The sequence below is a fragment of the Staphylococcus pragensis genome (assembly GCF_004785665.1).
GTDB lineage: Bacteria > Bacillota > Bacilli > Staphylococcales > Staphylococcaceae > Staphylococcus > Staphylococcus pragensis.
The window spans coordinates 44258-60093 of sequence record NZ_SRPJ01000003.1; the positions used below are offsets into that span (position 1 = coordinate 44258).

Annotated in this window: 19 protein-coding genes and 1 tRNA gene; 17 read left to right on the forward strand and 3 right to left on the reverse strand. The window is 33.8% G+C overall.

Annotated elements, in window-relative coordinates:
• The first annotated feature begins 2 nt into the window (after positions 1–2).
• The 8 genes from E2558_RS08015 to E2558_RS08050 all read left to right on the forward strand — a co-directional run bounded on the left by E2558_RS08015 (position 3) and on the right by E2558_RS08050 (position 6078).
• Positions 3–962 (forward strand): ABC transporter permease, encoded by a 960-nt coding sequence (locus E2558_RS08015; protein ID WP_126564785.1) that lies wholly within the window; start codon positions 3–5, stop codon positions 960–962.
• Positions 959–1729 (forward strand): ABC transporter permease, encoded by a 771-nt coding sequence (locus E2558_RS08020; protein WP_126564784.1) that lies wholly within the window; start codon positions 959–961, stop codon positions 1727–1729. Before E2558_RS08015 ends, E2558_RS08020 begins: the two co-directional genes overlap by 4 nt.
• Positions 1696–2460, forward strand: coding sequence for an ATP-binding cassette domain-containing protein (locus E2558_RS08025; RefSeq protein ID WP_126564819.1), 765 nt, complete (start codon positions 1696–1698; stop codon positions 2458–2460). The genes E2558_RS08020 and E2558_RS08025 overlap by 34 nt, the downstream gene beginning before the upstream one ends.
• On the forward strand, positions 2447–3076 hold the full coding sequence (locus tag E2558_RS08030) for an ABC transporter ATP-binding protein (RefSeq protein ID WP_126564783.1): 630 nt from the start codon (positions 2447–2449) through the stop codon (positions 3074–3076). The genes E2558_RS08025 and E2558_RS08030 overlap by 14 nt, the downstream gene beginning before the upstream one ends.
• Positions 3077–3255: 179 nt before the next feature.
• The gene (locus tag E2558_RS08035; RefSeq protein WP_126564782.1) at positions 3256–3483 is read left to right on the forward strand and encodes a hypothetical protein; all 228 of its coding nucleotides are present in this window, start codon (positions 3256–3258) and stop codon (positions 3481–3483) included.
• A gap of 121 nt (positions 3484–3604) precedes the next feature.
• Positions 3605–4465: a patatin-like phospholipase family protein gene (locus E2558_RS08040; RefSeq protein WP_126564781.1), complete on the forward strand. Its 861-nt coding sequence runs from the start codon at positions 3605–3607 to the stop codon at positions 4463–4465.
• Between the two features lie 5 nt (positions 4466–4470).
• Complete coding sequence (locus E2558_RS08045; protein ID WP_126564780.1) at positions 4471–4908, forward strand: 6-pyruvoyl trahydropterin synthase family protein; 438 nt, start codon at positions 4471–4473, stop codon at positions 4906–4908.
• Positions 4909–5061: 153 nt separating this feature from the next.
• On the forward strand, positions 5062–6078 hold the full coding sequence (locus E2558_RS08050; protein WP_126564779.1) for a hemolysin family protein: 1017 nt from the start codon (positions 5062–5064) through the stop codon (positions 6076–6078).
• 124 nt (positions 6079–6202) lie between these two features.
• Here E2558_RS08050 and E2558_RS08055 read toward each other — a convergent pair whose 3' ends face one another.
• Positions 6203–7117 (reverse strand): LysR family transcriptional regulator, encoded by a 915-nt coding sequence (locus tag E2558_RS08055; RefSeq protein ID WP_126564778.1) that lies wholly within the window; start codon positions 7115–7117, stop codon positions 6203–6205.
• Positions 7118–7321: 204 nt separating this feature from the next.
• Between E2558_RS08055 and E2558_RS08060 the strand changes: the two genes are divergently transcribed.
• The 5 genes from E2558_RS08060 to E2558_RS08080 all read left to right on the forward strand — a co-directional run bounded on the left by E2558_RS08060 (position 7322) and on the right by E2558_RS08080 (position 10985).
• The gene (locus E2558_RS08060; protein WP_126564777.1) at positions 7322–8077 is read left to right on the forward strand and encodes an SDR family NAD(P)-dependent oxidoreductase; all 756 of its coding nucleotides are present in this window, start codon (positions 7322–7324) and stop codon (positions 8075–8077) included.
• A 40-nt stretch (positions 8078–8117) separates the two neighbouring features.
• Complete coding sequence (locus E2558_RS08065; protein ID WP_126564776.1) at positions 8118–8540, forward strand: lipocalin-like domain-containing protein; 423 nt, start codon at positions 8118–8120, stop codon at positions 8538–8540.
• Between the two features lie 135 nt (positions 8541–8675).
• Entirely contained in the window at positions 8676–9197 is a 522-nt protein-coding gene (locus E2558_RS08070) for a dihydrofolate reductase family protein (protein ID WP_126564775.1), read from the forward strand.
• A 63-nt stretch (positions 9198–9260) separates the two neighbouring features.
• Positions 9261–10310, forward strand: a complete 1050-nt coding sequence (locus E2558_RS08075; protein WP_126564774.1) for an ABC transporter permease — start codon at positions 9261–9263, stop codon at positions 10308–10310.
• A gap of 12 nt (positions 10311–10322) precedes the next feature.
• Complete coding sequence (locus tag E2558_RS08080) at positions 10323–10985, forward strand: ABC transporter ATP-binding protein (protein ID WP_126564773.1); 663 nt, start codon at positions 10323–10325, stop codon at positions 10983–10985.
• Positions 10986–11190: 205 nt separating this feature from the next.
• Here E2558_RS08080 and E2558_RS08085 read toward each other — a convergent pair whose 3' ends face one another.
• The gene (locus E2558_RS08085; protein WP_126564772.1) at positions 11191–12594 is read right to left on the reverse strand and encodes an amino acid permease; all 1404 of its coding nucleotides are present in this window, start codon (positions 12592–12594) and stop codon (positions 11191–11193) included.
• A 320-nt stretch (positions 12595–12914) separates the two neighbouring features.
• On the opposite strand from E2558_RS08085, the gene E2558_RS08090 reads away from it, so the two are divergent.
• The 4 genes from E2558_RS08090 (at position 12915) to E2558_RS08105 (ending at position 15504) form a co-directional block, all read left to right on the forward strand.
• A complete protein-coding gene (locus E2558_RS08090) occupies positions 12915–13535 on the forward strand; it encodes a nitroreductase family protein (RefSeq protein ID WP_126564771.1) in 621 nt (206 codons plus the stop codon).
• 146 nt (positions 13536–13681) lie between these two features.
• Complete coding sequence (locus E2558_RS08095; protein WP_126564770.1) at positions 13682–14359, forward strand: MBL fold metallo-hydrolase; 678 nt, start codon at positions 13682–13684, stop codon at positions 14357–14359.
• 77 nt (positions 14360–14436) lie between these two features.
• Positions 14437–14973: a VOC family protein gene (locus E2558_RS08100; protein ID WP_126564769.1), complete on the forward strand. Its 537-nt coding sequence runs from the start codon at positions 14437–14439 to the stop codon at positions 14971–14973.
• A gap of 240 nt (positions 14974–15213) precedes the next feature.
• A complete protein-coding gene (locus tag E2558_RS08105) occupies positions 15214–15504 on the forward strand; it encodes a hypothetical protein (RefSeq protein ID WP_126564768.1) in 291 nt (96 codons plus the stop codon).
• A gap of 161 nt (positions 15505–15665) precedes the next feature.
• Here the strand turns inward: E2558_RS08105 and E2558_RS12350 are convergent.
• A tRNA-OTHER gene (locus E2558_RS12350) sits at positions 15666–15755 on the reverse strand.
• Between the last annotated feature and the right edge of the window lie 81 nt (positions 15756–15836).

Genomic DNA, 15836 nt, shown 5'->3' on the forward strand with positions numbered 1-15836 from the left:
TTATGCTAAAACGCACGTTTAAATTATTGCTCTATTTAATAGTGAGTTCGTTTATTATTTTTGTCTTAGTTGAAAAGACATCCGGCAATCCAGCAATTCTTTATCTGCAACGTCATGGTTATACCTCAATTACACAAGAAAATATTGAGTTAGCTCAACATAAACTTGGTTTAGGTCGAAATCTATTTCTTAGATATATCGACTGGGTTGGTCATGCTTTTACAGGAAATTTAGGTTATAGCTTTAGTACCAACGAGCCTGTTACTTCAATGATTATAGAGGCAATTCTTCCAACGCTGACGTTGATGATTGTCTCTGCCTGTATTATGTTGCCTGTCGGATATGTTATCGGCTATGTGGTTGGCACACAATCACAAACTCGTTATAGCTCTGTTATTCGTGGATTCGCGCAAGTGATGACATCTATGCCTGAATATTGGTTAGCAATCTTACTTATCTATTATTTAGGCGTTCGCTGGCAACTCCTACCATTTGTTGGCAGTGATTCTTGGCAACACTTTATATTACCGATCATTGCCATCGTCATGATTGAAGGTTGTCATATTTTATTAATGACTGCGCATCTTATTGAAAGGACACTAGCTAATGATGCTTATCAACTGGCTTTATTACGTGGCTTTCCGTTAAAAGCGCGTATTGTGGTGCAAATTAAAGAGGTTTTTGCGCCTCTTATGACTATTTCTGTGAATAGCGTTATTCATTTAATTGGAAAAGCAGTTATTCTAGAAGTCATCTTCAGTATGTCAGGTATAGGAAAGTTACTTATTAATGCGATTAATCAGCGAGATTATCCGCTTATTCAAGGCATTGTAGTCATTATTATTGTTATTATCATGCTTATTAATTATGTAGGAGACTTAATTATTTTGAAAAATGAACCTAGATTACGTCGTCGTGATGCTTATGAAAAAGTTGATGATGAGAAGAGAGATTTGACATGAAGAGACACAGTAAAACATATGTCATAGTAAGTCTGACTGGTATCCTCTTAATAGCATTAATTACCTATAGCGTTATGCGCAGTAATCATCAGTTTGCGTCATTACAATCTCCTGGTTGGCAACATTTATTAGGCACAGATCAATTAGGAAGGGATTTCCTTGCTAGGTTGTGTGTGGGAAGTTTGGTAACGCTTAGTTTGACTACAATTGTCATTATATTAAGTGTTGGAATTGGCTTGATGCTTGGTCTAATTGCAGGTATAGAAAGAAAATGGCTTGATCAAATCGTGATGTTTATGGCAGATATGTTGTTGGCGATACCTTCTTTTATTATCGCTTTAGTTGTCTTAAGTTTGGTCAGCAATTCCATGATAGGTATGATTCTTGCGCTCACACTAGGATGGATGGGTCGCTACTTACGTTACTTTAGAAATTTGACGCGTGATATTCAAAAACAACCTTTTATTCAATATGCCGTATTAAGCGGTAATTCGAAAGTGAAAACAACAGTCACACATGTGATTCCGCATTTATGTAGTAACATCTTTGCTTTAATTACTGCAGATTTCGGCAAGATTATGCTTAGTATTTCAGGTCTTGCTTTTCTCGGTTTAGGTATTAAACCACCCACACCAGAATTAGGCACGATTTTATTTGATGGTAAGAGTTATTTCAATGGCGCACCATGGTTATTCTTCTTCCCTGGATTACTGTTAGGAGGTTATGCTTTATTATTTCAAATCATCAACAAAAAGATAACCCGATAGTAAACGTTGAACAATTAAGTGTGTTTGATAACGACCGTATCTTGATTGATTCGGTTTCTTTAAAAGTGAACAAAGGAGACTTTCATTGTATTATTGGCGAAAGTGGAAGCGGTAAATCATTGTTAACTAGAACCATTCTTGGCATGAAGCGAGATAATTTGCGATATCAAGGTTCGATAAAGATTGATTTAGGTAAAACGGACGCAGTTTTCCAAGATGTTTACAGTAATATGTTTCAAAACGTTACCATAGGCAAACATTTTCAATATTTGTTTGAAGCTACAAAATCTACAATGACTTCGGAACAACAAACTGAGTGGGTAATAGAGCAAATGCGCTTACTTGGTTTGAATGAAGGAGAAAGGTTGCTTAAACGTTATCCTTTTGAAATGAGTGGTGGCATGGCACAACGTATTGCCTTCATAATGTCATTAATAAGACGCCCGGACGTCTTATTTTTAGATGAATCGACGAGCGCATTGGATACAGATAACGTTGAGCGGTTGATGTCATATTTGATTAAAGTGCAACAACGTTATGGTATGACGATTATCTTTATCACCCACGATATTAATTTAGTTAGAAACTATGCGACACATATAAGTATTATGAAAAATGGACGTATCATCGAAAGTGGCACTGCGAAAGCAATTCTGAATAATCCATCTGAAATCTATACGCAAAAGTTAATTGAGATAGCACATAGGAGAAGAGATTATGCTAGAAATTAATAATGTGACCAAACATCTTGGTGGAAAAATCATTTTCAAAAATATTAGTTTTGAGATGAAACAACATCATTTACTGATTAGTGGAGAAAGTGGGAGTGGTAAATCTACGTTAGCCAAGATTATAGCGGGATTAGATACAGATTATAGTGGCCAATTATATCTCAATCATAGCCTCCGTGAAGATTATACTATTAAAGAATGGATGAAGGTTATTCAATATGTACCACAATATCAACGTGATACATTAAATGGACGTAAAACGGTGCGTTACATCTTAACCGAGCCATTGAAGAATTATCATTTTCAAAAAGAAACGTACTCAGAGAGAATCGAAGCGGTGCTAGAGCGTTGTGCATTACCACCAGAAATATTAAATCAGCGTGTTGGCACGTTGAGTGGGGGTCAATTTCAACGCATATGGATAGCTAAAGCGCTAATTGTAGAGCCACAAATATTAATATTAGATGAAGCGACCACCAATTTAGATGTGGTTAATGAAGAAACCATACTTCAAATGCTCAAAACATTAAAAGAAACGCAACTCATCATTATTTCACATGATCAATATGTGCTTAATTCGTTTAATGGCAAAACAATTAAAATGTCCTCGGTATGAGATAGATTTGACGCTGAAAAAGTATAAGATATAACGGATTTTCATAAATAAATTCTATATAGTTATTGAATTTAAGTTTGAACATGGCTGAAACAGGGGATAAATTTACTGTTAAATATATTCATGAAAGTTGTAAAAAGTTAAAAATGATAGGGCATATCTTAAAGGAGGAGATTTTTATGAATATTTATAGACTTCAATACCAACATTATAAAGACATCGTAGACGATAATATTTTAACTGTATTTGTGGAAGCGAATAGTGAGGACGAAGTAAGAGAGTTTGCACAAAAAGTAAGCTATGCAGTAGAAGATATTAAAAAGTTATCAGATGAAGAATATAGAGAAGAAAGAGCTAAGAATGAGACATTTGGCCTTGAACATGCTGATAAATATTTAGATAAATAATATTAAAAAAAACAGTATCTATTTTAATAGGGATGCTGTTTTTTATTTGTGTTTCGCAATGAAACGCCGTATATTCATAATAATCGTTATTTATAGATGATAAGTTAAAGGAGTAACAAACATGAATAATCAAAAAGACAAATTTGAACATGCCATTGTATTAGGCGGTGGTGGTTCACTCGCGATTGGTTGGGAACTCGGTTATCTTTCAGCACTATCTGAAGCTGGTATTGATGTGAGACATGCAGATTTAGTCATTGGTACTTCAGGTGGGGCTCAAGCTGGTACTAGCTTAACTTCTGACCATAGTTGGGAAGAAATTTATGACCAACAAATTGCACCTAAATCTAATGAAGCACCTCCTGTTAATGATATGTCTAAAATATTTGCGCGTTATAATGAAATTGAGAAGAATGCCTCAACTCCAGAAGAGTGGATTGAGAACTATAGTGAGTATGCGTTAGAAGATCATAAATTTGATGAAAGTGTACATATTAACCGTTTAAAAAATAGAATTAAGGTAACAGAATGGCCGTCTAATATGATGATTACTGCGGTAAATGCTAACAAAGCAAAGCGCGTTGCATTGACATCAGAATCGAATGTCGATATTCATAGAGCCATGGCATCAAGTGGCTCATTACCAGGTGTTTGGCCTGCGACTACAATTGACGGAGAGAAACATTTCGATGGTGGTTGTCATTCTATGGAAAATGCTGACCTAGCTAAAGGCGCAAAAAAAGTCTTAATCTTTGCGACAAATCTTCCAGTAGCAACCCCTTATACGCTTGATGATGCTATTAAAGAATTGGAACAAAATGGTTCTGAAGTTAAATTAATTACACCAAGTAAAGCGGTATTTAATCAATTACAAGAACTTGGTGGCAATACAGTTAACCCTGCCATTCGTCCAGACATTTTCAAAGTAGCTCAAGATCAAGGCCGACAAGATGCCGACATGATTAAAGCTTTCTGGGAGTGATGAGTATGAACAAAGATTTAAGTCATATCCAACCACCGACACATTTCAAATATAAAGAAAGTCAGACGATTCTTAAACAAAGTTATGAATTTAAGTGTGATAATCGCATTTATTTTAGTGAGTCAGCACATCAAGACCTCTTTGATCATTCGTATCGTTTGTATGTAGATGTGTTATCGCCTATTGGGAAATTTGGCCTAGGACTAGATTTTAACGAAGTAGATGCGATTTATAATCAATTCATCAAACCTAAAGTCGATCACCAAATTTTAAATGAAACATTACCTGACATGAATACGACAGCAGAGAATATTGCGATGTGGATTTGGGATGAGTTTGAACAGCATCTGCCTGAGAATCACCATATGTACGAATTACAGTTATTTGAGACTGACCGCCATGGGGTAAGTCTAAATCAGGATACAATGAACATTAAAAAGTAAAAATAATATTAAAAATGAAGTCTCTATTTTTCCAATTAATTAGGCACTATTTGTTAATAATATAATAATTTAAATATTTTGAATAATTTTATGAAAAAGATATAATTAGTATAGTAGTATATCTACAATATTTTAATTTTTGGAGGAAAATATTTGGGGACCACATTTAGTCTTATTACTTTTATTTTATTATTAGTCCTAACGGCATTTTTCGTAGCAATGGAATTTGCGATTGTTAAAGTTAGATCGACCAGGATTGAGCAGCTGTCAAAGTCTGGAGACAACAAAGCTGTAGCGGCTAAGAAAGTTATTGAACATTTAGATGAATATTTAGCAGCTTGTCAACTAGGTATTACCATCACCGCTTTAGGTATTGGTATGGTTGGTGAATCAACATTTGAATTTATGTTACATCCACTATTCAGTAGCGTGGGTATTCCGGAGTCTTGGATACATCCGTTTACCATTGGTGGCGCATTTGTAATTGCGACATTTTTACATGTTGTCGTTGGAGAGATGGCACCTAAGACGGTCGCTATACAAAAGGCGGAAGCTATCACATTAGCCTTTGCCAAACCAATTATCTTTTTCTATAAGATCATGTATCCGTTTATTTATATTTTAAATGGAGCTGCACGCATTATCTTGAAGATGTTTAACATGAAACCTGCGAAAGAGAGCGAAGTCTTTCACACTGAAGAAGAATTGAAGCAATTGATTTATGATAGTCATGAAGGTGGCGAGATTAATGAAAGTGAACTTCACCATATTAATCAAGCTTTCAAATTTGATAATTTAGTTGCTAAAGATGTAATGATTGAACGACAATATGTCAAAACGCTTGATATAAATGATCATTTCGAAGAGGCAATTCAAAAAATAAAAAGAAATGCTTATACAAGATATCCTGTTACGAAGAATAATGAGATTATAGGATTTATTCATTCCAAATCATTGTTTAACGTGGAACAACCTACTGATTTAGAACATTTTATTAATCCAATTATTAATGCTGAGATCGAAACACCATTGAAACATATATTAGAAATAATGAAGAAAGAAAAAGTTCATATCGCTACAGTTTATAGTAATTCTGAGTTCCAAGGCATTATTACCTTAGAAAATATTCTGGAAGAAATCGTCGGAGATATTGAAGATGAATACAATTAACAAGAATTTAGTCTTATATAATAAATAATATTTGTAGTGACCTCAATGTCTAGATTTATATTTAGATGATGAGGTCTATTTTTTCTTTTCATCTAAATGATTTAGCAAGATATGGTCTCGAGTTTCAGTTGCCTTCTGACTTTGCCATTTGAATAAACGTCTGCGCTGCTTTAGATAAGCATGTTTTGTCATTCTCTTTATAAGCTAATACAACTTGGTTGTAATAATGATTAGGATTAAGTTGAACAAAGGTGCCATTAAAATGATCTGCAGTCATATCTTTAACGCTTTTAGGGACAAACGTCATTGCGATGCCTTCATTGACTAGGCGTAGAGCGTTTTCCACACTCATTGTTTCTAGCATAATATTAGGTGAAACATTATAATCTTGTAAGATTTGATTAGATAGGCGACGTAGTGTCATTTCAGGTTTAAGTAGAATGAATTTTTCATTATTTAATAAGTGAAAAGGAAATGCGCCATCATCTGCATGTGTTCTAGCTTCATCAAGCAATGAATGTCCCGGAGGTAATGCTAAATAAATATTTTCAGTATATAAAATATCATAAGATAAATCTTCATTATATAAAGGCAAGATAGTGACACCAATATCCACTTGTTGATCAGCTACTATTTGCTCGATTCTGTGAGCAACTTCCTCTACAAGTTCAATTTCCACACCAGGATAATTCTGAATGAATTTCGGCAAAATATTATATAACGTATGTGTTGCTAAAATTGGATTAACCCCTATACGGAGACGCCCCTTTTTCAAATTAGAAATCGTCTGCAATTCTTCACGCATTTGAGTATCAATCTCTTCAATTTCATGTAAATACTCAAGGAAACGTTCGGCCGAATAAGTCAGTTCTAATGGATTACTGTCACGATTAATCAAAGTGACGCCTAAATCATCCTCTATGTTTTTAATATAACGACTCAAATAGGGTTGAGAAATGTATAAATGTTTCGCTGCATGCGAGATATTACCATAACGTTGCACTGCTTCTAAATAACTGATGGCGTGCTTATAGGACATTACCTTCCATTCCTTTCTAGATTTTATATTTGGAACTATAACTTTTTAGTTATAGCTTTAATAGTTGAAAACGTCTTTTACATTCTTCGAAATTGGTTAGACAATAGAAGTGGACGTAATAATAGAAATTACACATATTATACTACTTTAAATTGTGATTCATTTTCAGGGAAATTCAATACAAAGATAAAGGGGTAATGAATGATGACAAGAAATGTAATCGTAACAGGTTCAGCACAAGGTATAGGATATGCTATCGCACAGGCATTTGATAAAGAGAATGACAGAGTCTTCATCTTCGACATGAATCAAGAAGCGGCAGATAAAGCAGCTAACTCATTAAACAACGGTGTGGCATATAAAGTAGATATTACGGATGAAGATGAAGTTTCAAGTGCTATTAAAGATGTAACTGAACGATATGGTGCAGTGGATGTATTAGTTAATAATGCAGGCGTTCAACATATTGATAAAGTAGAAGATTTCCCATTAGAACAATGGAATAAAGTAATTAACGTGATTCAAACGGGTACATTCTTAATGACGAAACATGTATTACCGTCAATGAAACAACAACAAAGTGGACGCATTATCACAATTTCTTCAGCACACGGAGAAATGGCAGATCCATTTAAATCTGCATATGTAGCTTCTAAATTTGCGCAAATCGGTTTTACAAAAACTGTGGCACTTGAAACAGTTAAAGATGGTATAACAGCAAATGCTGTATTACCTGGTCCAGTGCGTACCTCATTAATTGAAAACCAATTAGAACATCTTGCTCAACAAGATGACTCAACAGAACAAGAAGCAATGGAAAAATATATCACAGGAAAAATGCCAATGAATCGTTTATTAGAACCTTCAGAGATTGCGGCTACAGTTATATTCTTAGCTTCAGGAGGTGCTACAGCAATTACTGGAGAAACAATTAGTGTTTCTGGTGGTTCAAACGCATAATTATTAAATATATTAAAAATGAAGAAAGGATGTATTTAGAATGGCAGAACTTAAAGATCAATTAATTGGAACTTGGAAATTAGTGAGATATCAAGATGAAGATAAAGATGGCAATATTTTTTATCCACTAGGCGAAGATGCAAAAGGATTTATTATGTATAATCCAGATGGTTATATGTCAGCTCAATTAATGCAACAAGGTCGTAAACCCTATGCTTCTGGAGATTTACACACTGGTACGAAAGATGAAATGGCTGAGGCAGCACACGGTTATGTTGCATATGCTGGCCGCTTTGAATTAGATGAAGAGAATTCAACGGTTTATCATACAATGGAAGTAAGTATGAATCCTACTTGGTTAGGGGATACACAACCTCGTGAATTTGAATTGGAAGGCGATACACTTAGTATTGTAAATGGCAATGTACCTAACCAAAAATTAGTTTGGCAACGTGTAAAATAAATATCATAGGAAGAATAGGCCAGAAGAACGGATTTAAAGTGAATTCGTCCTTCTGGCCTTTTTCTTTGTTTAATTGGCATTTACCAGTATAGTTAGATTAAAGTTCAAAAAATAAAGAAAAGTGAGTGAATCAAGATGGCAGAGATTTGTGCTTATTTAGGAGCGTCGGTAGATGGATATATCGCAAACCAATCGGAAAGCGTGCAATTTCTAGAAGAAGTGGAAGGTCAAGGTGATAACGGCTATGCGCAGTTTTATGCAAGTGTAGATGTGGTCATCATGGGTGGTAAGACATTTAGATGGTTGCTTGATAACGATGTTAAAGAGAATCCTTATAAAGATAAAAGGGTGGTCGTAATAAGTTCACAACAAATATCAATAGATTGGGATATTGAATTTTACAATGGAGATTTAAACCAGCTATTCGAGCAATTTAAGCCTGAAGAGAAAGTATGGATTGTAGGCGGTGGAAATTTAATTTCTAAACTTATTAATTTAAATCTATTAACGTCACTTCAACTCACCATTGCACCAACAATCTTGAGTGGAGGCGTTTCATTATTTAATGAAATTGATAACAAAGTAGATTTAAAATTGCGTAACGTCACACAATATAACCAATTTGTAGAACTTGATTATATGATAAATTATCGATAAGCGAAGCTCCTCATTTCCATATTATTGATATAATAATGACTAATTAAATAAAGGAGGGGTTAAATGTTTTTAGCATGGAATGAAATTAAGCGTAATAAACTAAAGTTTGGATTAATTATCGGTATACTCGTTTTAATTAGTTATTTACTCTTTTTACTATCTGGGTTAGCGAATGGCTTGATTAATATGAATACTGAAGGCATTAAAAAGTGGAAAGCAGATGCGATTGTCGTAAATAAAGATGCGAACCAAACAGTGCAACAGTCTGTATTTAAGACGTCTAAAGTCAAAGGTGATTTTAAGGAAGAAGCACCATTAAAACAAATAGGTGTCATTGCATCAAATGGTGATAGTAAGGAGAATGCGTTACTTTTTGGTATTACTGAGGATTCTTTTTTAATGCCTAAAATGATTGATGGCAAGAAATTTCATAAGGATAATGATGTAGTCATTGACCAAACGTTAAAAGACAAAGGATTTAAAATAGGAGACACGATAAAATTATCGCAGTCTGACGAAAAATTACATATTGTAGGTATCTCAGAAAGTGCTAAATACAATGCCTCGCCCGTTATTTTCGCAAATAATAAGACTATTGAAAAGATAAACCCAGCATTATCAACTGATAAAACCAATGCGGTGGTCGTAAAAGACAGTAATTGGAAAAATAAAAAAGTAGATAATCATCTCGAAGTGGTAGGAATAGATAATTTTATAGAAAATTTACCAGGTTATAAACCACAAAATTTAACAATGAACTTTATGATAACATTCTTGTTTGTCATTTCTGCAACAGTCATTGGTGTCTTTCTATACGTCATTACTTTGCAGAAGAAGAATTTATTCGGCGTTTTAAAAGCGCAAGGATTTACTAATGGTTTCTTAATGAAAATGGTCTTAGCTCAGACATTTATTCTAGCCTTAATTGGAACATTGATCGGTCTCATTCTTACATTACTTACAAGTCTCGTCTTACCGGATGCTGTGCCTGTACAGTTTAATATTGGCACGCTAATTATCTTTGGAATTGTATTGATTGTGACGTCACTTATCGGCAGTTTATTCTCAGTATTATCTATTCGCAAAATTGATCCACTCAAGGCAATCGGTTAGGGAGGTGCCACAATGTTAAAATTTGATCAAGTTACAAAAGAATTCAAAGATGGAAATCGTATTATTGAAGCGGTTAAATCTACTACATTATCTTTTAATAAAGGTGAACTCATAGCGATTGTTGGCCCTTCAGGTTCTGGGAAAAGTACATTTCTAACCATGGCAGGTGCATTACAAACGCCAACATCGGGCGAAATTTATATTAATGACAAGAAAATTTCTAAGTTAAGTCAAAAACAATTAGCCAAATTAAGAATGCAAGAAATTGGATTTATCTTACAATCGACCAACTTAGTGCCATTTTTAACAATTAAACAACAGTTTCACTTATTGAAAAATTATAAAAAAGATGTGTTGAATACTGAAGAATATAATAAATTATTATCAGATTTAGGCTTAAAAGAACTTGAAAATAAATTACCTTCTGAAGTATCTGGAGGGCAAAAACAACGTGTAGCCATTGCAAAGGCAATTTATACGCAACCTTCAATTATTTTAGCCGATGAACCTACAGCATCACTTGATACAGAAAATGCAATGGCAGTAATGGAAATTTTGAAAGAACAGTCTAAACAACGCAATAAAACATGTATTATCGTTACACACGATGAACGCTTAACTCAATTCTGTGACAAAGTCTTTCATATGGAAGATGGCCGTTTAACAGAAAAATAAATAGAAGAAAACGCCCTTTCAAGTAATAAGTAGTGCTTACTTGAAAGGGCGTTAGTTCCTATCAGAAGATTAAAAGAGGTTACGATATTTAATAATATCGTAACCTCTTTCAGTAAATTAGGATGAAACAATGAAACCTATTTATAAATTAGATTTCTGTATCTCTCCCTTACATCATTTTAAGCGTTATCTTGAAGTTCGCGATTTAAGCGTTATCTTGAAGTTCGCGATCTTCATCATCCATTTCAATCTTCGCTTTTTCAGATTCTTTTTTATATTTTTGATACATAATTACTAAGATAATCGCCCAAACAGGTGCGAATAATACAGCATAACGTGTACTACTATTGATTAATAATACAATGAATATAAATGCGAAGAATACTAAAATACCATAAGCTGTGTATTTACCACCTGGCATTTTAAATTTACTTTCTTTATGCAATTCAGGATTCTTTTTAATAAATCCTAAATAAGCAATCATGATACATGTCCATATCATAATATTTAAAACCGTTGAGAATGTGGTGATTTGAACGAATACCTTCGTCGCATCTTTAAATATAGCATTTAGAATAATTGCAATACTTAATAAACCACATGTAAGTAAGATAGCGTAAAACGGCACACCATTTTTATTTGTTTTATGTAAAAATGCAGGACCTTGTTTTCTGCCAGCTAAACCGAATAACGTACGGCTATTAGCAAAGATACCACTATTACATGATGAAGCAGCTGCTGTTAATACTACAAAGTTGATAATACCAGCGGCAAATGGGATACCAATTAAACCAAATAATTTAACGTAAGGACTTTCCTCAGGGTTTAATTTGTGCCATGGTACGACTGACATGATAACCGCTAATGAACCAATATAGAATATTAAAATTCGGAATGGTACGTTATTAATCGCTTGAGGAATCGTTTTGTGAGGGTTTTGCGTTTCCCCAGCTGTGATACCTATTAATTCAATACCAATAAATGAGAAAATAGCCATTTGGAATGACATAAGGAAACCTGATACGCCATTAGGGAAAAAGCCTCCATATTCCCAAATATTTGAAACTCTAGCAGGACCGTATGACGTCTTCATAGCGAAGATAACCATGACAATCCCAACACCGATTAAAGCTAAAATAGTAATAACTTTAATAAGTGATAACCAGAATTCAAGTTCACCGAATAATTTCGCACTAAATAAATTTAAAGCTATTAATACTAAAATAGTAAATGCAGCTGTAATCCAGTTTGGAATGTTTGGATACCAATAACTTACATATTTAGCTACGGCTGTTACTTCAGCCATACCTGAAATAATCCATGTTAACCAATAAGTCCAACCTACCATGAATCCAGCCATTGGGTTAATGTGGTGATGAGCAATATCACCAAATGATTTAAATCCTAGGTTTGAAAGTAAAATTTCTCCCATTGCTCGCATAAACATAAATAAAATAAATCCTACGATGACGTAGGTTAACAAGATTGATGGACCTGCTAAATGAATTGAAGCACCGGCTCCTAAAAATAGCCCTGTTCCTATCGCGCCACCAATCGCAATAAGTTGTATATGCCTATTGCTTAATTCTCTTTGCAGCTTATCTGCCATAATGTTCTTCCCTTTCGTGGGTACATGTATGACTGAATATAATGACTGTAAGTTGTATACCCTTTGTTATATCATAAATAATTTTTCTAAAATACAAATTATTTATTTTACCAAAATTAATGATACCCTATTTAATTAATAATAATCAATTCTTAGTATAAATGGTAACTATATTATACATTTATTCAGAAAAACTTTAAACTTTTTCTGAATAAATAAGTATTAATTTTTTGTAAGCATATTTCTTCTCATCCTTTTCAAATTCAGTAATAATCTAGAATACGAAAAATTATAGAAATTAAAGGAGAGTGGAAGAATAAATGAACGATTTTAATGAAATATTAGAAAATAGAAAATCTGTTAAAGGATTTGATTCAGAATATAAAATTCCACATGAAGAAATGAACGAGATGATAGCTAAAGCGACGAAAGCGCCGTCTTCAGTTAATATGCAACCTTGGCGTTTTGTTGTAGTAGAAAGTGATGAAGCGAAAGCGAAGTTGCGTCCATTAATTCAGTTTAATACCAATCAAAATGATACATCTTCTGCAATGATTATTATATTTGGAGACTTACAATGTTATGAAGAAGGCGAATATATTTATGAGCAAGCTGTAAAAAATGGGCATATGCCTCAAGAAGTGAAAGAGCAAATGCTTCCAATAGTGCTTGAAAATTATAAAAGTCGTACGCGCCAATCAATGAGTGATATTGTCAAAGTGGATAGCAGTCTCGCAGCAATGCAACTTATGTTAGTAGCAAAACAACATGGTTATGATACAAATCCAATTGGCGGCTTTGATCATGAAGAAATTGGTAAAGCCTTTGGGTATGATTTAGAACGCTATGTACCTGTGATGATTGTCGCTATTGGTAAAAAAGCGAAAGAAGCACACACTTCATTTAGAATGCCCGTAGATAGAGTAGTAGATTATAAATAATTTTTTTACTTGAGGTCATACAAATTAAGAATTTTATTTCTTAAGTATGACCTTAAATTTTTTATTTTATAAAAATCGGGTATAACTATATTGAGTGACGCTATAAAGGAATTGCACAAAGTACTTAATTTATAAGGAGAAAAAGTATGACAAATGCTTCTAAACAACATAATTTAACGTCGTTGCGTCTTGTGGCACCAGGTTTATATGAAACAGAAACAACAGTGCTTCCCTTTGACAAAAGATATATGATTAAATCTTTTGTTTTAGTACGTCCCCAAGGTAATGTTATCATTTACCATTCTCCAAGCCTTGAAAAAGCGCAACATGATATTAAAGCTTTAGGTGGAGCGACACGTATCCTTATTAATCATGAACATGAATCGCTAGGAGGTAAGACAGAGATTGATTTACCATTTTGGATTCATGAAGATGACGCTAAGGAAATGAGTAAAACAGTAAATATAGCCGGTCAGTTTACAAAGCGCGAAATGTTAGATAGTGATATCGAAGTGATCCCTGCGCCAGGTCATACACCAGGTACAACAATGTATTTATGGGATAATGGTGAACACCGTTATTTATTTACTGGCGACTTTATTTGTGTAGATAATGGCGAGTGGCGCACTGTCATTCTAAGTTCAAGTGATAGAGAAGCCTCTATTAAGAGTTTAGAGATGATTCGTGACTTAGAGTTTGATGCTATTGTGCCGTGGGTCGCTATTAAGGATGAACCTTCAGTCTTTTTTGTTGAAAATGAAAACGACAAAAGGGAACGCCTTCAAAACATAATAGATCGCGTTCGTAATGGTGAGAATACTTAATAAATAAAAAAGGTATTTTCAAAGATAAAAATGAAATACGATGTAAAACAATTTTCAATGATTGGAGAGGATAGTCGATGAATGCCAATCGAGGAATCAACCATATTGGTTTAACAGTACCAGACATGGAAGTTGCTACAGACTTTTTCAAGAACGGTTTAAATGGCAAGATTGCTTACGACAGTCAAAAGAAAACAGATGAACCTCGTGGCGGAGCGCATGTAGAACATATTCTTGGCTTAGAAAAAGGGGCTAGTATCATTCATAAACGTATGATGGTCTTTGGTAATGGTCCTAATATAGAAATGTTTGAGTTTAAAGATGCGCAACAAGGTAAACCACAATCATTACAAGATATTGGCTTTACGCATATTTCATTTTACATAGAAACAGAAGCGTTCGATAGTGTGTTGGAAAAAGTGAAAGAAGCGGGCGGAGAGCCTATTTCTGAGCCGCATGTTAACACGAAATATGAGGACACAGACGGCAATAAGACGGTTTATGTTAAGAGTCCATGGGGCAGTTTAATCGAGCTCCAAACCATTCCTAATGGATATTATTATCCGAATGATAGTGAAGCAAATGTGTTTATTCCTAACCCAGCCGATGATTAGATTTAATAATTTATAATTATTGTTAGTTATTACAATATCGTTATATTAATATTTTATTATCTTAGTTTAAGGTATACTTCTACATTAAGATTTTTATGAAAAAAGTCTTATATTTCATTTGGATAGGGTATAGCATCATTCATACATTATTTATTGGAATATCTTTATTAGAATTGGGTAAACAATTTGAAGACATAGTTTTTCTGCTATGTCAATAGAAGATTAGGGGAGTTTTACAAGATGATTGATATTCAAATCGAAAAATCAGAATTAATCGAAGTAATGCAAAGTATTATTAATGAAAAAGTAAATGTTGAAAATGAAGATGCGTGTGAATATTTAGCAACTGAAATTGTAAATGGCTTAGAAGATTATAATAGTGATGAAACACAAGCAAACAATTTACTAGGTTTAAATAGTGAATTACGTCATGAAGTTGATCAGAAGAATCATGCTAAAAAAGTGACCTTAACTGCAACAGAAGACGCCAGTGAGATAGATGACGTCACTCAAAATGCGAGCCGCAACTAATGGTAACTATAAGAAGTGGACATTTGGCTGCTTGCACAATAGGTAAATATAAAAATTTCACCTCCATTGATAAGATTTAAGATCTTCTCAATAGGAGGTGATTTTATTTTTGTACATAAAAAAAGACTTGTAATAATCATTTCTTACAAGTCTCTTAGTAGCGGAGGGGGAAGGATTTGAACCAACGCGAGCTAAAAGCTCCTACCAACCATAAATGGTTGGCCTCTTAAGCCAGGCTTGAGCACCCCTCCATGTCATTACTTAGGTATCATACTATATAAATTCATTTTTGTAAATAAATATTAATTAAATGTAAATTTTAAATAAATTCA